Source organism: Legionella sp. PATHC039, assembly GCF_026191275.1.
GTDB classification, from domain to species: Bacteria; Pseudomonadota; Gammaproteobacteria; order Legionellales; family Legionellaceae; genus Legionella; species Legionella pneumophila.
On the sequence record NZ_JAPHOP010000001.1, the window covers coordinates 2,565,674 to 2,582,571 of the forward strand.

Sequence of the window (16,898 nt, forward strand, 5' to 3'; positions counted from 1 at the left end):
ACATAACAATAGCAGAGCATGGGAAAAGGGTTACTTGCTTTAACTTGATTTCGGGGTATAGCCCATAGGATTAGAAGAAAGAAAACTAATTTTATCAGGATCATAATCCTTTTGAGGGTGTGCTTTTATGTATTTATCTGACATGACTAAATAGTTATTAACAAATCCTTCATAGACCGATTGCCCTCCCAGCATTTCCAATTCACAAAGATCGGCAAAATGGGCATTAACCTCACCGCAGCGGTCCACACCAAATTTAGCAGCTAACCGTTCTTTTGCAGAATCTCTAACTCTGACAAAACAATTCTCATCAAGAAGGTCACGATATGGCTTGTATTCCTCAGGGCATTTATCAATAACAGGATCTCTTGAGCGGGATGTGGTTCTCCCCGTTCTTATTTCTTCCTTGTATTTAGCGACCTTGGAGGATAAAGTCGCGGTAGTTAAGGTTTGATCCCCCTCATGCTGAATATAACACTGGTAGGGATCTGAATGGATATACTTTTGCCCAGGGGCAACGTTCCATCCGGTAAATTCCAGCAAATTTTTAACAATGGATTTTGATACCGAAGGAATTAAAGGAGATCTGCCAATTAAGTCAGAAACAGCTGCTTTAAACGATTTAAATGCATTATTCATTATCAATCGTACCTTTATATCCGCTTGCTTCTCAATCTCATTTTTTACCTCCAGTGCAACGGATGCTCCAAAACAATCGCCTTGCAAAACAATATCATCTGGCTTGACACCCTGATTTAATAAAGACAGGACCACTGCAATACCGGCGTTGGTTAAATCATTAGCCTCCACAACTTCTCCAGTACTCATCCCGATGCCTGGGTAATTGAGCGCGTGTACCGTTGCTCCGGTTTCTTTTGCCGCAGCGCTGATATCTCGAAAGCAAGCTTGATAGTAGGTATTTGCGCCAGGAAAATACACAATGTGTTTACCAGTGCCCGTTTTTTGAGGATAATCTGCTTCTGGTTCGCATGTCAGAACTTCCAATTCACACGAATCCCCTGAAACCAATTGAGAGGGTACTCGGTTTAATGTTAATTTAAGATTCTGGAATGCGTTATAATAAGTGGCTTCAGGGTTGGTTTTTTGTTGCTTAAGAAAATCAGCAAATGGTGCCAAGAAATCCTTATCCGTGTCTTGAGCTCCATAACCCTTTTTTTTATACCAATCTCCCACTCCCTCTGAGAACAATAATTTGGCAACAGAGAGCTTCAAATGATTCTGAAAGAATGAACTATTTTCTGTCTTTGACTCTTTACTTCTGTTCATTGTAATGCCAAATTGATAATATAAAGAACATATCAATTTAAGTATAGTTCGTCGATTTTGAACAAATCAAATTCAGACACAATTGAAGATCTTAGTCACTACGCATTGGTCAAATCCTTTGCATAGCCCATTCTTATAAACTTCAGTCAACGCCATATATATTCGAATCCCTTGTACCGGGTAAGTCATAATCATTTATTTGGTTTTAGCTGCATAGCAATAGCCATTCGTAAATGGTAACTGAAAAGAGGAAGTGTATGAAACTCATGGTTTTCACTACCAAGCATGGGTTTGTAGTACACGTTTAAAAATAAAAACTCATCTACGCGTATTTCGGCTCAATAATTAATAAATTACCATCGCGCGTCACTACTCCCAACATAATTGCGTTAATTAATCTATGGATGGATACGGTGTAATAATTATCACCTGAAACCGGATTCTTTTTGTAAGGATCAGCGACCACCACTAAACGATGCTTTTGATTGTATCCGCATAGAACAACAAAATGTCCACAAGGAAGGCCGCGAATAGGATCACTCCTCGATTTGCCCTCATTGTTGAATAATTCGCGACTGCAGTTATATAGATAGGTTGAACTAAGCCCTGTCAATATGGGAATCTGCCTGGCAAAATATTCCTTTAAAATTTCTGCAGTCAGGCATCGAAAATAGATAGCACCCCCCAAAGTCAGAAAATCAAGTGCTGCATGTGTTCCGCGGGCAAAGTACTGGTTACGCTTATACCTCATTTGTTGCATGAGCATTTCTCTCAGAACGTTGGTATTTGATGAACCATCGCTATTAAACCAGGTCGGGTCATACAATTGTAAATTATTGACATAAAGGGTCACTTTAAATCCCAATTGCAAGGCATGTTTACCAAGCATGGGCGCTATTGTTCCACCAGATAAAAAACTCTCTACCTGACTTGCCACCTCTTCATAACTGATATCCAAGCCATAATGTTGATATATGGCATGTAAACAGGTTGGCCCGCAAGATTCATCATCAGGTTGGGAATTTATTTTAAAATCAATCATTATAATATCCAATTTGAGATCAATTTTATGTCTTTTTGATTTAAATTTAGGCTTATCTTGGTTTTATGTCAATGAATCACCTCCTGTTTTTCAAATATTCGGTCCACCAAACTGCTTGAATTAGCAAGCAAACACAAAAATTGGTTATTTCAAATCGGGAGATACTGTGTCATCAGCATAACTTTTTAGTGATTGCGAAGCATAATTGGAGACCATGCCATGCTCTTGATTATTTAACTGCACAGCATAAATATCCATAGTAACGGCCACATAATCCCTAGTATTTAACTGAACCTTGGAATATATATTGAGCCAAATGTTTGGGTTATTCATGATTTGTAGTTGATTTTTGCCATCTCTCGTTATGATACCAGGCAAACAAGCTTGTCTTTGGTACATGATCTATAAGCTTTTCAAGCTTTGGATGTCGTTTGCTGTGCATTTCCAGAAATTTGAAAAAATATCCAAAAGAACGTAAAAATCAAATAAACCAGACTTACGAAAAACCCCAAGATCAAAGCAAAAAATGTTTTTAATGAGGGAGTTTAGATAAACTAAATGACCGAATTAAAAACTTTTTTTAACAAAGAGATTGGGATTTTTCGTAAGTCCTGATAAATTCTCATCTTAGGCAAAACAAGGAAACCAAATGTCAAATTTTCGATACAGCCAGGGAAAAAAACTACAGGAAGCTTTAATGAAAGAAAAACCATTGCAAGTTGTAGGAACAATTAATGCCTATACCGCTTTGCAAGCCAAAAGAGCAGGATTTCATGCAATTTATCTTTCAGGAGCAGGAGTAGCTAATGCCTCTTACGGCTTACCAGACCTGGGTATTACCACATTAAATGATGTACTCGAAGATGTACGGCGCATTATGAGTGCCGTTGATTTGCCCCTCCTGGTCGATATTGATACAGGATGGGGTGGAGCCTTTAGCATCGCACGGACTATCAAAGAAATGATTAAAGCTGGGGCAGCAGCGGTACATATTGAAGATCAAGTTCAAGCGAAACGATGTGGTCATCGCCCGGGTAAGGCATTGGTTGAAAAGGAAGAAATGATAGATCGTATTAAGGCCGCCGTGGATGCGAAAACTGATCCTGATTTTGTTATTATGGCAAGAACTGATGCCCTGGCGAATGAAGGTTTAAATAAGGCACTGGAGCGAATTAGTGCTTATATTGAAGCCGGAGCAGATATGATTTTCTTCGAAGGAGTACGTAAACTTGAGGAATATCAGGCACTAACTGAGCAATCTAATGTTCCGGTATTGGCGAACATCACTGAATTTGGAGTCACTCCATTATTTACGCTGGAAGAATTAAAAGAAGCAGGAGTTAGCCTGGCTCTTTATCCTTTAAGTGCATTTCGGGCAATGAGTGCCGCTGCAGAAAAGGTTTACGACACAATCCGCAAAAACGGCAGCCAAAAAGATATTCTCGCAGAGATGCAAACTCGCGAAGAGTTGTATCAGGTATTAAATTATCATTTTTACGAAGATAAGCTTAATGAACTCTTTATGAAAGAAAAAACGACGTGAATATCAATTAATTATCAGAACTAATTTGAGAAAATAAGGTTTTATGTGCCTGGATAGAGAATTATCTGCCGAAATTGATGTATATATTAACTCTCTATCCAGACAAGCATTCAAAAGCAATCAATTTAAAATTTGATAAAGTTATTGCAAAAGAAAAGCAATTCTATTTATAGTTTTAGGATAAGAGATTTGTTGAAACAGATATGTGGCTTGACTACCTCCATAAGATTAATTCCGATCCAAACCTTTTATATCTTTTTATAAGAACTTTTATTATCTATGTTTTCGCAATTTTTATCATCCGTGTTGGCAATACCCGATACAATTTTGAAACAACATTTGATTATATTTTTCTATTTGTCATTGGAGCCGTGTTAAGTCGTGCAATTAATGGCAACTCTACTTTAATATCTGCAATGGCTGGGAGTAGTTTACTTATTTTTTTACATTGGGTCTTTGCTATTTGCTCCTTTTATTCCCACGGATTTGGAAAACTGGTTAAAGGGAAATCGGTACTATTAATACAAGATGGACAGCTCATTTGGAGTGCTTTGAAAAGACATCAAGTGACTGAAGAAGATTTGAGGCAAGTTTTCAGAGAAAAATTAAATGCAAGCGATTTGACAACAGTGAAAGAAGCTCGTTTGGAGCGAACGGGGCGTATCAGTTTTATTACCTACAAATAATTTTGTAATAAGAGCAAATTCTTGCGATTACTTTTTTCGTAAATTCTGGCTTTTTCATTGGATAGAAATTGTATCTTGAAAATTAAGAATACTCTTCTATTCTTTATGTAAAGAATTCTTTTTATGAAAATTAAATAAAAATACAAACGTAATTATTTGATTTTTATATGACTCGTTTAAAGACCTGCGTGCTTCCGCTTATCCAAGACATGCAACGGCAAGTAAAAAACGGGCATTTAAAATTCAAGTGAATCATAAGCATAAAGGAGGAGTTATGTTTAACTTAAAAAGGAATTTAATCAAGTTAGGGACTCTCAGTATCAGCATTGCTCTATTAGCAGCATGCCACACTGTCAAGGGGACTGTAACAGGAGCTAAACAAGATATTAAAGCAACTGGAAAAGCAATATCAAGAACCATGCAATAAGACGAAAACAATGTTGGATTATTTTAGTCCAACATTGTTCGATGTTGAACACACCCTGGTTATCTTTTCAATAGAACCAAAGGCCGCCATTAAAACAATTATCAATAAATGCCAGATACAGCACCAGTAAAATACTCCTAATCCTAACAATCATTGCTGTTCCTTTTCTCTGACATTCTTGTTTATTTTGGATGAATATGTCTATATTTTCTCCCTTTATAAAAAACGATTGGCAATAACTTTCCAAAGAAGTCCCAGGACAAGTAAACTGATTCCCGTTATCCATACTCCAGTTGGAACCCAAAACGCCAGGAAAAGGCAGGACAGTAAGCCTCCGATAGCAAACAGAGGTGGATACAATTGCTCCTCTTTAGGCAAATGCAAGGCAGCGAGGTTAGTAATTGCATAATAGATTAAAACTGTAAACGCACTGAATGTCCATGTTGTTTCAACACTACCAGTCAATACCAGAGCAATAATTACAACTCCAACTCCAATGACAGCGGAAACAGGAACATGTCTTATTTCTGATACATAGCAAAAAATCTTCGGTAAATCTCCTTTTCTACCCATAGCTAAAGCCACACGAGATAACCCAAGTATTAAATTGAGTAATACCCCTAACATGGCCGTGCAAGCCCCAATGGAGACCAGAACACTCAACCCGGGGATACCAATGGCTTGTGCCGCACTCTCTAGAGGAGTTGCGTTTGTTTCAGTCACTTGAGCCAGTTTTTCAACCCCTACAGCTCCAATAGCAACAAGACCCACCAGAATATAAAGTACGGCGCTCACCATCAGAGTGATAATAATCGCTGCAGGAATAAATTTTCCTGGGTTTTTAACCTCTTCCGCTAATGTTGCAATTCTCCCATAACCGGTATATGCCACAAACATTAAAGCAGTGGCATAAAAAAAATGACTTAATCCTCCTTGTTTTGGAACAGGAAATAAGGGCCTCAGATTAGCAGTTCCCCTTTGCATGACATCAGGTAATCCGCTTATTATAAAAACGGTTAAGGTTATCAATGTAATCATTACAATAATAATATTCACTGTATTTGTTCTTCTGAGCCCACTTAAGACTAAAAGTATTAGCGTGATAGACACTGCTAAAGCGATAGGTATGACAGGCACCGTCTCTAAACCTGACAAGTGAATAAAATAACCGGCAAAGCCAAGCGCTGCCGTTGCAGCGGAGGCGCTCTTCGCACATAAAAACATCCAACCGGCAGTAAAGCCAAAAGCAGGATGTAAATAACGATATCCATATTCATAAGTACCTCCACTAACAGCATGATTTGCAGCAAGTTGAGCGCTGGAGAATGCATTACAGGTAGCAACAAGTGCTGCCAAAGCAATAGCAAGAATGACGGATGGTCCTGTGACACCCGCCGCCACTCCGATGCTGACAAAAACACCCGTCCCGACAATAGAGCCAAGCCCCATCATCGTGGCGCCAAATAGACTGAGTTCACGCTTTAAAGGCTTATGTTTAATATCCATATCCATCTTTTTATTTCCTATCAATAAATACTTTTACTGTTTTAACAGGTATTCACAATTAACGTGTTAAGAGTATTGGTTTTTTTAATATGGCCAATCGATAATTGCCTACTTTATTAAAACCTATTGCCTGGTATGCTCGTACGGCAGCTTGATTATTAGTAAATAATACCGCTCGGCTCACTCCAATTTTTTGGGCTGCACTAAGACTAAGCGCAACAACTGTTCAAGCATATCCTCGCCCCCGCAACGTAACTGGTGTCCATACCGGTCCAATTTGGACAATATCCGGTAGTCTTGCGTTAAAACCGCATAGCGAGACAGGGATGCCGTTCTCTTCTAAAACCCAACGGTCATTGCCTGCGAGAGTATTTTTCACTTCACTCTCTACTTGCTCTCTTAAAATTGAGCTGCCCTCTTCAGCACCTAAGGCTTCGATTTGATAAGCTCTAAGCCATTCATATAATAAACATTTATCACAGTCTTTGGCGAATTTCAGTTGATATTTGTCTTGATTATCAGGCATTACCAGATTCTGTAAATTAAGTGCATATAACCCATCCGGGTAATTCACAGCATAATCTACATGCTCCAGCTGGAGTTCTTTCATGACAACATCGCCTTGCTGATCTTCGCCGAGAATACCTGCAATTTCTCGGGTAGCCGTTTTTTGAAAAGCGCCCACTAGTGCTGTTAAAACATTGAAATCAGGGCACTGCACAATAACATTGCCGTTCCAATAATGAGCTAATACACCGCTAATCTTTTTGGTGTTATCAAATGAAGCAAAATAATCCCCATGAAAAGGCTTATCATGATAAGACAACCCGGAGTGATAGAGATTGCTGCGTAAAAACATGCTCTCATCAGCATGAGATTTTAAAAAAGTTTCCAAGGTGGATTCATCACCTAATCTTAATTTCCTGATATTTATCATTTGCTTTCTATGGTATGGTTTTGATCATAGCTCCTGCTGGCCTGCTCTAATTTATCTATATTATTGCTGCAAATATAGTCTTTTAATAAGTTAAATTTGGCTTCGCCCCAGGAATAAATATCTAAGGCCAGAATTCGTTCAATCACGTTTTCTGCAAATCTTTTTTTGACTGGTTTCGCAGGATTTCCAGCAACAATGCTATAGGGCTCCACATCTTTGGTTACAATACTGCTTGCAGCCACTATTGCTTCTTCGCCAATAGTAACGCCTGGCATAATAACAGCACGCATGCCAAGCCAGACACCACCCTTAATAATAGTATGGCCTTTGCCTTGATAAGCCTCTACATATTTATCTGCAAATGGATACAAACAAAACCAATCTGCTCGGTGATTATGGTTTCCACCTAACAAAATTATCACTTCAGCAGCAATACAGACATAATCACCAATATATAATTGATCAATCGGCCATTGTGGTTGCCAGGTTTTTAAACTGTATTCATCTCCATAAAGATACCGGACAACGGTTTGCTCGAAACTACCAGTCCAGGCATCGCTATAATAGCTATGTTTACCCTTGATATGTATGTTTGGATTTTTTACGCTTTGGTGTAGATATTCGATTTTAGACCAGTGTTTTTTATCAGTAGGTTTCATGCCTTGCTCATTTAGGAATTTAAATGAGCTCATTGTATATTATTATGATCACAACTTTCTAATGTTTGATTGCGTGTGGGCTCTATGCAATCAATAAGATGAGAGAAATCATTTGAATATCCATTGCACATCATTTGCGAAACTGAGCCAGCAAAATCTTCCATTATTAAGAACAAGGATCTGCTTTCAATCTCTTCATTAACTCATTGAGAAAGAAGAAGACTTGATATATCGCCAGCTTTCGCTGTTTCTAATAGGAATCATTTGATGGTTCTGGAGGAAAGTATTAACATCCTTGATGGCCGCATCACCTTGGTCGATGGTAATTCCAGGAATTTTTGCAAGTTGATTAAGCAAATAATCTGCCGGATATTCTTGGGTTGTCCCTGCCAGTCTTGAAGTCCAAATTGCGAGATTATGTTCTGGATAGTAATACCAAACAAAAGGATGGGTGTCACAAAAGATATCTGTAAAACAAATTTCCTTTACCGTTGTTTTATTTATAGAAGTACCTACAGGAAATACGCTTAATGTTTTTTCCGCTTTTTCTTCGTTATTTTTTTTATTTTTTTTTGCAAAGAAAGGAAAACAGTTCATTATCTATTCCTTGTTCTGGCATCTCGATTCCTGTCAGTCAGATAACCATAACACATCTGGGACAACTACTACAATTGATCACCTGTCTGAACTATAATCACCAAGCCATGAGCAATAAAACGGTTCATTTGTAAACAAACCGGAACTCTCTTTCCTGGTTTGAACGATACTTAAAATTCAATCTATTTTCTTAATCAAGGATAAGATTTATGAAATCAACAAATAACATGCAAAAAAAAGAGACTGAGAAACCAACTTCGGCACAAGCACAAAAGATGGAAGTGAGAAGAAATAATGCCCCCGATTTTATTCCTGGTGCATCACCTTATTATAATCTTTATTGTTTTTTTTATAAACTTTGCCATGGAGAAGAAACATCGAAGCAACATCAACCAAACACTACTATTAAGCACGGGAGATAAATTTCTTTTTGACATAACTAGAGGCTACCAAGATTTGATAACAATTTATGTATAGGGAATCATTAGTTATGGCTCCCTAAAATAAGTTTTTAAAAAAATGGCTATATTTTTAATTAAAGCCTACATGCTATGGTAATTAATAAAATTCAACTATTCCAAAAATTACTGTAACTCCTATCGTAATTAGTGGCAATTTGAAATAGACAAATTGCGGTTTGCCAAAAAAATGGATTAATTTATTTATTAATAAGAGATTTTTGAATTCAGGCCAATTTGTTTTTGTTTGGACTCCGAGGGTTAATTTATTGATATCATCTTTATTCCAAAGGGGTTCTGTTTGAGTATGAAATAAATAGTCCCATAGTGTTAGTCCTGCAGCATAATTTCTTCTACATTCATCTTGCGTATGATGCATCACATGATATCTCGGAGTAATAATTATTCGAGATAGTGCTTGCTCAAGTTTAGCATTCAGGGCAATGTTGCTGTGTCCCCAGAATACAAGAATGGCTTGAATAAAGTCGGAGACAAATATGACAAAGAAATAAGGACCCAAAAGGATAATCAAAACTATTTTTAAGGCATTGAATAAAATATATTCAATAGGATGAAATCTAAAACTCGTCGTTACGTTAAGTGATTTATCGGAATGATGTATTTTATGAAAATGCCATAAAAAAGTCGCATGACTTAGGCGATGAAATAAGTACACATACAAATCATACATTATAAACCATAAAATAAAGACAAGCCCAAAAGGTACCTTTAGCAAGTTAAATAATCCTATTTGGTAATACTCACAATAGGCCGCTGTAGTTAAGGTGCTTAATGGAAGGGCAACTATAATGTTAACGATACCCAAATACCAATTGCTGATTCTTCGCCTTCTAAACCCTGCTTTACCCAAACGATGAAAACTAAAGAAATATTCAAGAAATACTATAAAACCAATTAGCGAAAAAAATAAAAGAGCTCTGGTAATGGCATAAAAATCTAAATCTAGAGAATCCATAACAAAACCTTAATAAATCTAGTTAAACACAAACAAAAAGAAGCCACCCCCTTGGTGCTTATTCCTTAGCTTATTAAGTTATGTTAATTATCTTGACTAGAATAGTGTTTTTTTTACCCACTATGATGATGATTATAGTACAAAAAGCCGATAATATTGAGGTGAAGAAAGCCAAGAAAGTGAAAATAGTAAATTTTTAATACTATCTGTACTTGTTTAACTATCTACATTACAATCTCGGACTCAGGCTATTCTGAAATAGCCTGAGTAACGCCAGTTTTATGTATGTCATGCAGTTGTATTTTTATAAGGATAATAATCTATGAAACGAGTACATCATCACCCTGCAACACACTCTCACCCATCAAATGCTACTGTTCAAGTCAGCAATGGACAACACACTGTAGTTGTTAATCCAAACCCGTCTTATCTTCCAGGCCAACCGCCCATGTACCACCCCAATAGTTTTTTTACAACTCATCATCATTCACCCTATCACGCTTCTCAGAATCAACATTATCACCAGCAACCAACTCCCAATACTCATCAACACCCATAAATGGTGGTAACTGTTAACAAACAGACTATTACTCTTTAAGAATTTAGACTGAACAATAAGTAATAACTGGCTTCTCTGGTTATTACTTGTTTTGCTCTCACGTTTTTTTGACAAGGCCCTTTATAGAAAGATCGCTTTCTATTATTCTGGAAAACAAAACAATCAAATGAACTGCCATGATTAGCTATTTATTTTCAGAAGTACATTTCACTCATGCTCTGAAGAAAGTACTTGGAATTAGTGTTTTGGTTGGTGTTTACAGCGCCATTATTTATTTTTGGTTTGAACAAGATAACTTGCATTCCAGTAACTGGTTATCCTATTCGCAAAGCGTATTTGGCATCATTTTAGGTTTGCTTTTGGTTTTTAGAAGCAATCGGGCTTATGAACGTTGGTGGGAAGCGAGAACCCTGTGGGGTCAATTAGTCAATGCCAGTCGTAATTTAGCAATAAAAATCAGGATATTGTTATCACCCAATGCCGATGAGGCTAAAAAATTCTCTGAACTCATCAATACGTTTTGTGAAGTATTGGCCATTCATTTGAGACAAAAAAGTAGCCGGGATGATTTTAAAAAATTTTTAACAAGGGCGAGTCTTCTCAGTCATGTGCCCTCTTATGTTGCACAAGAACTGTATCGTGAACTGTCTGAGAAGACTAAAGCATCGAAAAGATTGAATCTATGGTTATTGGATAACGAATTTAGCAAATTTATGGATATTTGCGGCGGTTGTGAACGTATTAAAAATACATTTATCTCGATTTCATTTCGAGTTTTTGTCAAGCATGTATTCATTATTTTTATCCTTTTTTTACCTTGCAGCCTAATCGATACACTTGGCATTTGGGCGATACCTGCTACCATTATTATCACCTATCTAATTATTGCCATAGAGGGAATTGCTCGCAATTTAGAAGAACCATTTGGTTTAACAGAAGATCACTTAAACCTTGGTTCAATAACAGAAAGTATTAGAGAAAGTGTCAATGAAGTCTTGCTAGGACAGAAATCTAACGAAGAATCCAATTCAATTTAGTATGGATTATAATTAATAAAAGTTTTTCTACTTAAATAAAAGGGAGTCATTATAATGGAATGTAAATGCAATCAATGTGGTATGGGCGTAAAAAATTTAACCTGCAGTAAATGTGACGCATTGTTGGTTAGTGGCACCATAGTCAAAAATGATGGGAATAAAGTTCAAGTAGCAAAATGCCCCAACGGATGCGGTCAAATCAAATCACCTGTTTGCTGCGGCCACGATATGGCGTGCTCAGTTTGATTATTTAAAATCAGTTAAGGATAGGAAACCTCAAATAACTGCAATTGAGGTCTTATCCATAACTGAGATTAAGTGTCTTTTGAGATTTCATCTGAAGGATGTACTTTAAAGCCTATTAGCACTGTGTTTACGTTTGGCTTATAGCTCCCTCTCAACGTATCTTCCGATAAAGGTTCCATTTGAACCCCGGCAATACTGTTATATTGTGTGAATTGATAGGTTAAAAGTAAGTCTATATTGCGAGTTAGCTTCGTTATCGAACCCGCCTTAATACTTATCCCGGTTAGCCATTCATTCAAACTATCACTGGCCCCTACGTTTCCAGCAGTATTATAAAAGCAATATTCAATCAACCCGATGACACGCCTGGACCTACAAAAAATTGAACCATGTCATTAAATTCAATTAAAATTGAAAAAAATTACTTTTATTTTTTAAAATAATATCTATAAAAATTCTTTTGCAATATATAATACTCATTTTTTCAATGAAATAAAGCTAGGGCTTTCTCTGAAAAAGTGCGTTTTCATTGTACAAACGGCTCGTTAAATAAAAAATGGATCCTATAACTCACGGTGCTTTAGGTGCCGCTTGTGCACAAGCGGCTTTAGGAAAATATGACAAGAGAATTCCCTGGCAAGCAGGTGCCTTAGCAGGGATGGCCCCGGATTTGGATGTTTTCATTCGTTTTAGCCAAGAGCCATTGAGCCTTGAGCAATGGCACCGTTACCTTACGCATTCTTTAATGTTTATCCCAATTGGAGGACTGATAGTTGCACTATTTCTATTGTGTTTTTCACAATATAGAAAATATTGGAAAGTAACCATTGGAGCCTCTATCGTTGGTTATGCAACTCATTGTTTATTAGATTCCTTGACTTCTTACGGCACTGTTTTATTTTGGCCCTGGAGCGATAGTCGTATTAGTTGGGATATTATTTCTATTATTGATCCCGTATTTACCTTACCTCTATTGTTAGGAACAGCCTGGTCAGTCATCTATCAAAATCAAAAGGCAGTAACTGCAAGCCTGTTTTTCTGCATTTTATTCCTGATTTTTAATACGATATTACATAATCGCGCTGTAGATGGCATTCATCAGTACGCCAGGACTAATAACTTCAAAATAAACCATCCTCGTGCAATGCCTAAATTGGCCAGCTCTACTTATTGGCGCATCATAGCTAAGCAACAAGATTGTTTAATTATCGCGGAAGCGAAAACCTCTCTTTTCTATCCAACCACAATCAGACTGATTCGGCAGGCTTTAAGCTTTAATGAATCAATGATTCCTTTTGGTTTGTCATCCGGACAAAAAAGTGATTTGGCTACATTTCACTGGTTTACCGATGGATTTCTAATTATTGCCAATAAAAATCCCTTAATCCTCGCAGATGCGAGATATACGATAGATGACAACCCCATATTCTCACTATGGGGAATAGAGATATTGCCAGGGCAAGAACATATTAATAAATTAAGCTTGCCTAAAATCAATGAATATTGTAAATCCCCAGATAGCGAACGCTATAAGGAGGATGGACTAAACTAGAAACAACTACAATTAATAAGCTTATTTTTTATTTTTTCCAAAAACAACATAAGAATCATAAATAAATAAAGATTTAAATTTATCCCAAAATTGTTTCCCGCAAATAAAAAAGCTTAAAGCAAACATCATTGTCCAAATAATTTCCACCCAATAATAATAACTTCCATAGGCTAAGGTAATTTCTTCTACAAACACTTCCAGCAACCCTATAACAAGTGGAAAAGCAAAGAATACCAAACCCAGGCGATAACGGGCTGTTGATACTTTTTCCTTAAAAAGGATATTTTTAATTTTTTGCTCGAGAAGGCCATACACTTCTTTTCCAAGTAAAGTGATAGCTAAGACAATCAAAACTTCCGGAAGACCGAATACTAATATTGAAGATAGAAATCCCTTTATTAGCACAGAGAAGTTGGATTGCACAATTAACGGGATCAGCAAAGGGCAAACTATCGCCAAAATTAAAAGAATAATACCCAGATAAAAACGGAACCGAAATTTCAAGATGGCCACTCACGCTATTTACCTTACTTATCAATAGTAATCCAAAAGAAGATTGAATATCTCCAAAATGAACCATTAATTCCTGCAATTATTAAATATAGCCTCGCTCATCTGGTTTTTTCCTATAAACGCCGGATGCCATGAAACTGAACTCAATGACCTTAAAGATCTTTTATCATATTTATTTTATTAAATGTCATTTTTTTGTTATCAAAACAATACTTTTTGTTTATAATATTGACAATTTATTTAAGGAATGATTATGGTCGCTACAATTTCCCATATTGAAACAATCACATTTACCGACTGGTTCCTCGCAATAATTGACACTCCAGGCATTCCCATCGATGAAATTGAAACAAGGGTGGCCGAAGGCTTTAAGAGAAAATTGACAGAACGACAATTTCAACAATTAACTCAATTAATCCATTTAATCAGTTTCATTAAGCACAGGCGTTTCTCCAATCCTACCCTGGCTCTACGCATCTATGTTGATGAAAATACGAGCTCTCTATCAAGAACTGCTTTGGTTGAAGCAATCAGGATGCTTCCACCTAAAGATAACAAAACCTATGAGTTGGTAGCCTACTTGGCTCAAAAAAACAAACTGGAACGATATACTAACATAACGAAAGTACCTCCTCTGCAAATTTACCAGCAGAATGGCGTATTTGAGCAATGTGATGAATGGATTTTACTTTTTGAATTGTTCGAGCTAACCAGGGCAACGCCCAATGATTTAATCCCAGTAATTGCCGATTTATTAATTAGCAGGGATCTTGGTATCCCTGATCTTCGGGCACTTTCAAAATTTATGAAAACCATGGATAAATTAGGTATATTAAGCCTAAGTTTTATGCAAAAAATTACTCCTAATTTGTGTAATGGGCAAATTATAGAAAAATACGAGTCGTTCTTACTTAAATTACAAATTAACGATTTGTTAACCAAGGAAATTCTGGAAGTCATCTATCCGCTCCTCAATCAACCAGATGCTCTTGACGCTTTTTTTTCACTGTACCATGAAGAGCTATCGCACGACAGCGCTATGTCTTTCCTGAGAGAAAATTTGCCATCCTTTTGTGCAATGAGCCGCCCCAGTAAAGAAAGTTATGACGATGAGATATCAACAAATACGCCTTTGCATCTGGCTGTAATTGAGAGTGATAAAGCGAATCTGGAACGAACCTTAGCCTTTGCCAATCGCAATTTACTGATAAAATCCTCTAATGAAAATACAGCACTTTTATTGGCTTGCAAACTTGCTGATAAAAAGTCAGCGCGATTGATTTTAGCGAAAATGCAAGAATTAGGTTGTGATGTCAATCAAAGAGATCATCATGGTATGACCGCCTTGCATTGGGCTAATTTTTATCATTTTGATGAGCTAATCCGGGAACTGGAGCTTGCTGGGGCGGATCCCCAATTAAAAGCAGCCAATGGAAAAACCTGCGAGTATTTCTATCAGCATCAATTCACCATGAACGATTTAAAATTAAATGGCAAAGAAATCATTGATGGTGAATTCAAGTTATGTGATTGTGCGCTAACGGATATTGCTTTCCATATGGATAAAATAGCCTTAAATTTAAAATTAACAACACCATCCGAGATTGCAGATCTGTATGCAAGGGATGAAATAGCACAAATTCGTTCAAGCAACCGGTTCTATTTGTTTTTTAAATTATTCCGGCCAAAATTAATCAATTGGTTAGGGGAGCAAAATAACCTGAAACCCCAAGTGATTTATCGTTTATCAGGGCAAAGTGCTTCCGATTGATATCATTAACTTCACAAACCCTATACAACTGGCAATTTACTTGCTTTGTTCTATACAAGGTAAAGCATCCTGATTTATGGAAAAATATAAATCCAACCGTTCTTTTATTTTTCAAAAATAAGGCTAAAATAATAAATAACTATATGAAAAGGATATTTAAATGGTTCGCCTCAGGATTTATTTATGTTCTTTGCTGCTGGTTATTCCCTTTTATAAACCGTATGCACTGAGTTTGGTCATAGGTACCTTATCTTACAATCCTCCGTTTGAAACTCAAGTCAACGACTCTTCCAAGAAAAATGAGTTTTATGGTTTTGAAATTGAACTCATGGATGAGATTTGCGAGCGCATCAATGCAAAATGCCAATACGAGCCATTGTTATTTGAACAAATTTTAGCTGAAATTAATTCTGGTGCAATCAATTTAGGCATTGGTAGCATTAATATTACGCCTGAAAGAAGCGAACGATTTTTATTCAGTCTTCCCTACAAATCCAGCTATCACCAGTTTCTTATACCATCTAACTCGAATATAAAAAAAATTGACGATCTCAAAGGAAAAACGATAGGAATTCATTTAGGTGCGCCTACTGTCGATTATTTAAAGGTCTATTTTAACAATAATATTCAATTTAAATATTACGAAACATTTATGGATTTACTTAATGGGCTGACTGATCCGCAAGTTAGCGCAATAGTGACTAATAGCGATCAAGCTCAATACTGGGTATCCAATACACCGGACTGTAAGTTATTAGGCGACAGTTTTCCTTTTGGCATAGGACTTGGAATTGTCGCGAGGTTAGATCAAACAGAACTGATTGAAAAAATCAACCAGGCATTAATTGAGATTGAAAATGATGGGACTTACCTTAAAATATATAATCTCTTCTTTCAACCTTAAGTATTATTTCGACCGACAAAAGACTCTAGTGCCTAATAAATCTATTGATTTTTGTCTATAATCTGAGAAAGAATAAAAGGTTAACATGATTCTATCAATACTATAAAAAATGACTCTCAGCTATTTTATAAAAAAATTGAACAATAAAATAAACAATATTGACGATAGTTTCTCAAACCTGCTGCGCAATAACTTTTT

The 16,898-nt window shown here is 36.6% G+C and carries 18 protein-coding genes and 1 pseudogene; 9 read left to right on the forward strand and 10 right to left on the reverse strand.

Translation table 11 applies throughout. The features are described from left to right. Window positions 1-39 precede the first annotated feature (39 nt). The 3 genes from sdbB to OQI99_RS11700 all read right to left on the reverse strand — a co-directional run bounded on the left by sdbB (window position 40) and on the right by OQI99_RS11700 (window position 2,728). Window positions 40-1,287, reverse strand: coding sequence for a Dot/Icm T4SS effector alpha/beta hydrolase (gene sdbB, locus OQI99_RS11690; RefSeq protein WP_265732045.1), 1,248 nt, complete (start codon window positions 1,285-1,287; stop codon window positions 40-42). Window positions 1,288-1,609: 322 nt separating this feature from the next. Beyond that, on the reverse strand, window positions 1,610-2,329 hold the full coding sequence (locus OQI99_RS11695; RefSeq protein WP_265732046.1) for a cysteine peptidase family C39 domain-containing protein: 720 nt from the start codon (window positions 2,327-2,329) through the stop codon (window positions 1,610-1,612). Between the two features lie 144 nt (window positions 2,330-2,473). Continuing rightward, entirely contained in the window at window positions 2,474-2,728 is a 255-nt protein-coding gene (locus tag OQI99_RS11700; protein WP_265732047.1) for a hypothetical protein, read from the reverse strand. Between the two features lie 250 nt (window positions 2,729-2,978). Between OQI99_RS11700 and prpB the strand changes: the two genes are divergently transcribed. The 3 genes from prpB (at window position 2,979) to OQI99_RS11715 (ending at window position 4,985) form a co-directional block, all read left to right on the forward strand. Then, on the forward strand, window positions 2,979-3,872 hold the full coding sequence (prpB, locus tag OQI99_RS11705) for a methylisocitrate lyase (protein WP_265732048.1): 894 nt from the start codon (window positions 2,979-2,981) through the stop codon (window positions 3,870-3,872). 203 nt (window positions 3,873-4,075) lie between these two features. After that, entirely contained in the window at window positions 4,076-4,558 is a 483-nt protein-coding gene (locus OQI99_RS11710) for a DUF421 domain-containing protein (protein WP_265732049.1), read from the forward strand. A gap of 274 nt (window positions 4,559-4,832) precedes the next feature. Next, the gene (locus OQI99_RS11715; RefSeq protein WP_011214339.1) at window positions 4,833-4,985 is read left to right on the forward strand and encodes a hypothetical protein; all 153 of its coding nucleotides are present in this window, start codon (window positions 4,833-4,835) and stop codon (window positions 4,983-4,985) included. A gap of 216 nt (window positions 4,986-5,201) precedes the next feature. Here OQI99_RS11715 and OQI99_RS11720 read toward each other — a convergent pair whose 3' ends face one another. The 4 genes and pseudogenes from OQI99_RS11720 to OQI99_RS11735 all read right to left on the reverse strand — a co-directional run bounded on the left by OQI99_RS11720 (window position 5,202) and on the right by OQI99_RS11735 (window position 8,684). Further along, a complete protein-coding gene (locus tag OQI99_RS11720; RefSeq protein ID WP_265732050.1) occupies window positions 5,202-6,497 on the reverse strand; it encodes an APC family permease in 1,296 nt (431 codons plus the stop codon). 52 nt (window positions 6,498-6,549) lie between these two features. Further along, window positions 6,550-7,428: pseudogene (locus OQI99_RS11725) on the reverse strand (GNAT family N-acetyltransferase). Beyond that, window positions 7,425-8,087: a CatB-related O-acetyltransferase gene (locus OQI99_RS11730; protein ID WP_265732052.1), complete on the reverse strand. Its 663-nt coding sequence runs from the start codon at window positions 8,085-8,087 to the stop codon at window positions 7,425-7,427. The pseudogene OQI99_RS11725 and the gene OQI99_RS11730 overlap by 4 nt, the downstream one beginning before the upstream one ends. Before the next feature lie 198 nt (window positions 8,088-8,285). After that, window positions 8,286-8,684: a hypothetical protein gene (locus OQI99_RS11735; protein ID WP_265732053.1), complete on the reverse strand. Its 399-nt coding sequence runs from the start codon at window positions 8,682-8,684 to the stop codon at window positions 8,286-8,288. A 209-nt stretch (window positions 8,685-8,893) separates the two neighbouring features. On the opposite strand from OQI99_RS11735, the gene OQI99_RS11740 reads away from it, so the two are divergent. Then, window positions 8,894-9,106, forward strand: coding sequence for a hypothetical protein (locus OQI99_RS11740; protein WP_061514527.1), 213 nt, complete (start codon window positions 8,894-8,896; stop codon window positions 9,104-9,106). Between the two features lie 136 nt (window positions 9,107-9,242). Here OQI99_RS11740 and OQI99_RS11745 read toward each other — a convergent pair whose 3' ends face one another. Then, window positions 9,243-10,118 (reverse strand): sterol desaturase family protein, encoded by an 876-nt coding sequence (locus tag OQI99_RS11745; RefSeq protein WP_265732054.1) that lies wholly within the window; start codon window positions 10,116-10,118, stop codon window positions 9,243-9,245. Window positions 10,119-10,440: 322 nt separating this feature from the next. On the opposite strand from OQI99_RS11745, the gene OQI99_RS11750 reads away from it, so the two are divergent. Further along, window positions 10,441-10,677, forward strand: a complete 237-nt coding sequence (locus tag OQI99_RS11750; protein WP_265732055.1) for a hypothetical protein — start codon at window positions 10,441-10,443, stop codon at window positions 10,675-10,677. Window positions 10,678-10,853: 176 nt separating this feature from the next. Further along, a complete protein-coding gene (locus OQI99_RS11755) occupies window positions 10,854-11,714 on the forward strand; it encodes a bestrophin family protein (RefSeq protein ID WP_265732056.1) in 861 nt (286 codons plus the stop codon). 314 nt (window positions 11,715-12,028) lie between these two features. Here the strand turns inward: OQI99_RS11755 and OQI99_RS11760 are convergent, their stop codons facing one another. Beyond that, on the reverse strand, window positions 12,029-12,313 hold the full coding sequence (locus OQI99_RS11760; protein WP_265732057.1) for a hypothetical protein: 285 nt from the start codon (window positions 12,311-12,313) through the stop codon (window positions 12,029-12,031). A gap of 203 nt (window positions 12,314-12,516) precedes the next feature. Here OQI99_RS11760 and OQI99_RS11765 point away from each other — a divergent pair, with 203 nt between their 5' ends. Further along, window positions 12,517-13,512: a metal-dependent hydrolase gene (locus OQI99_RS11765; RefSeq protein WP_265732058.1), complete on the forward strand. Its 996-nt coding sequence runs from the start codon at window positions 12,517-12,519 to the stop codon at window positions 13,510-13,512. 21 nt (window positions 13,513-13,533) lie between these two features. On the opposite strand, the gene OQI99_RS11770 is transcribed toward OQI99_RS11765, so the two are convergent. Further along, window positions 13,534-14,025 carry a transporter suffix domain-containing protein gene (locus OQI99_RS11770; protein ID WP_265732059.1) on the reverse strand — a complete coding sequence of 164 codons (492 nt, stop codon included), beginning with the start codon at window positions 14,023-14,025 and terminating at the stop codon, window positions 13,534-13,536. A 247-nt stretch (window positions 14,026-14,272) separates the two neighbouring features. Between OQI99_RS11770 and ankQ the strand changes: the two genes are divergently transcribed. After that, window positions 14,273-15,796, forward strand: a complete 1,524-nt coding sequence (ankQ, locus tag OQI99_RS11775; protein WP_265732060.1) for a Dot/Icm T4SS effector AnkQ/LegA10 — start codon at window positions 14,273-14,275, stop codon at window positions 15,794-15,796. 160 nt (window positions 15,797-15,956) lie between these two features. Then, complete coding sequence (locus OQI99_RS11780; protein ID WP_061513962.1) at window positions 15,957-16,700, forward strand: transporter substrate-binding domain-containing protein; 744 nt, start codon at window positions 15,957-15,959, stop codon at window positions 16,698-16,700. The last annotated feature ends 198 nt before the right edge of the window (window positions 16,701-16,898 follow it).

Bases quoted from the DNA above. Each gene is read 5' to 3' on its own strand.
- OQI99_RS11695 (WP_265732046.1), bottom strand. From the start codon at position 2,329: ATGATTGATTTTAAAATAAATTCCCAACCTGATGATGAATCTTGCGGG.
- OQI99_RS11780 (WP_061513962.1), top strand. From the start codon at position 15,957: ATGGTTCGCCTCAGGATTTATTTATGTTCTTTGCTGCTGGTTATTCCC.
- OQI99_RS11755 (WP_265732056.1), top strand. From the start codon at position 10,854: ATGATTAGCTATTTATTTTCAGAAGTACATTTCACTCATGCTCTGAAG.
- sdbB (WP_265732045.1), bottom strand. From the start codon at position 1,287: ATGAACAGAAGTAAAGAGTCAAAGACAGAAAATAGTTCATTCTTTCAG.
- OQI99_RS11720 (WP_265732050.1), bottom strand. From the start codon at position 6,497: ATGGATATGGATATTAAACATAAGCCTTTAAAGCGTGAACTCAGTCTA.
- OQI99_RS11740 (WP_061514527.1), top strand. From the start codon at position 8,894: ATGAAATCAACAAATAACATGCAAAAAAAAGAGACTGAGAAACCAACT.
- OQI99_RS11750 (WP_265732055.1), top strand. From the start codon at position 10,441: ATGAAACGAGTACATCATCACCCTGCAACACACTCTCACCCATCAAAT.
- OQI99_RS11700 (WP_265732047.1), bottom strand. From the start codon at position 2,728: ATGTACCAAAGACAAGCTTGTTTGCCTGGTATCATAACGAGAGATGGC.
- OQI99_RS11765 (WP_265732058.1), top strand. From the start codon at position 12,517: ATGGATCCTATAACTCACGGTGCTTTAGGTGCCGCTTGTGCACAAGCG.
- OQI99_RS11715 (WP_011214339.1), top strand. From the start codon at position 4,833: ATGTTTAACTTAAAAAGGAATTTAATCAAGTTAGGGACTCTCAGTATC.
- OQI99_RS11745 (WP_265732054.1), bottom strand. From the start codon at position 10,118: ATGGATTCTCTAGATTTAGATTTTTATGCCATTACCAGAGCTCTTTTA.
- prpB (WP_265732048.1), top strand. From the start codon at position 2,979: ATGTCAAATTTTCGATACAGCCAGGGAAAAAAACTACAGGAAGCTTTA.
- OQI99_RS11735 (WP_265732053.1), bottom strand. From the start codon at position 8,684: ATGAACTGTTTTCCTTTCTTTGCAAAAAAAAATAAAAAAAATAACGAA.
- ankQ (WP_265732060.1), top strand. From the start codon at position 14,273: ATGATTATGGTCGCTACAATTTCCCATATTGAAACAATCACATTTACC.
- OQI99_RS11730 (WP_265732052.1), bottom strand. From the start codon at position 8,087: ATGAAACCTACTGATAAAAAACACTGGTCTAAAATCGAATATCTACAC.
- OQI99_RS11710 (WP_265732049.1), top strand. From the start codon at position 4,076: ATGTGGCTTGACTACCTCCATAAGATTAATTCCGATCCAAACCTTTTA.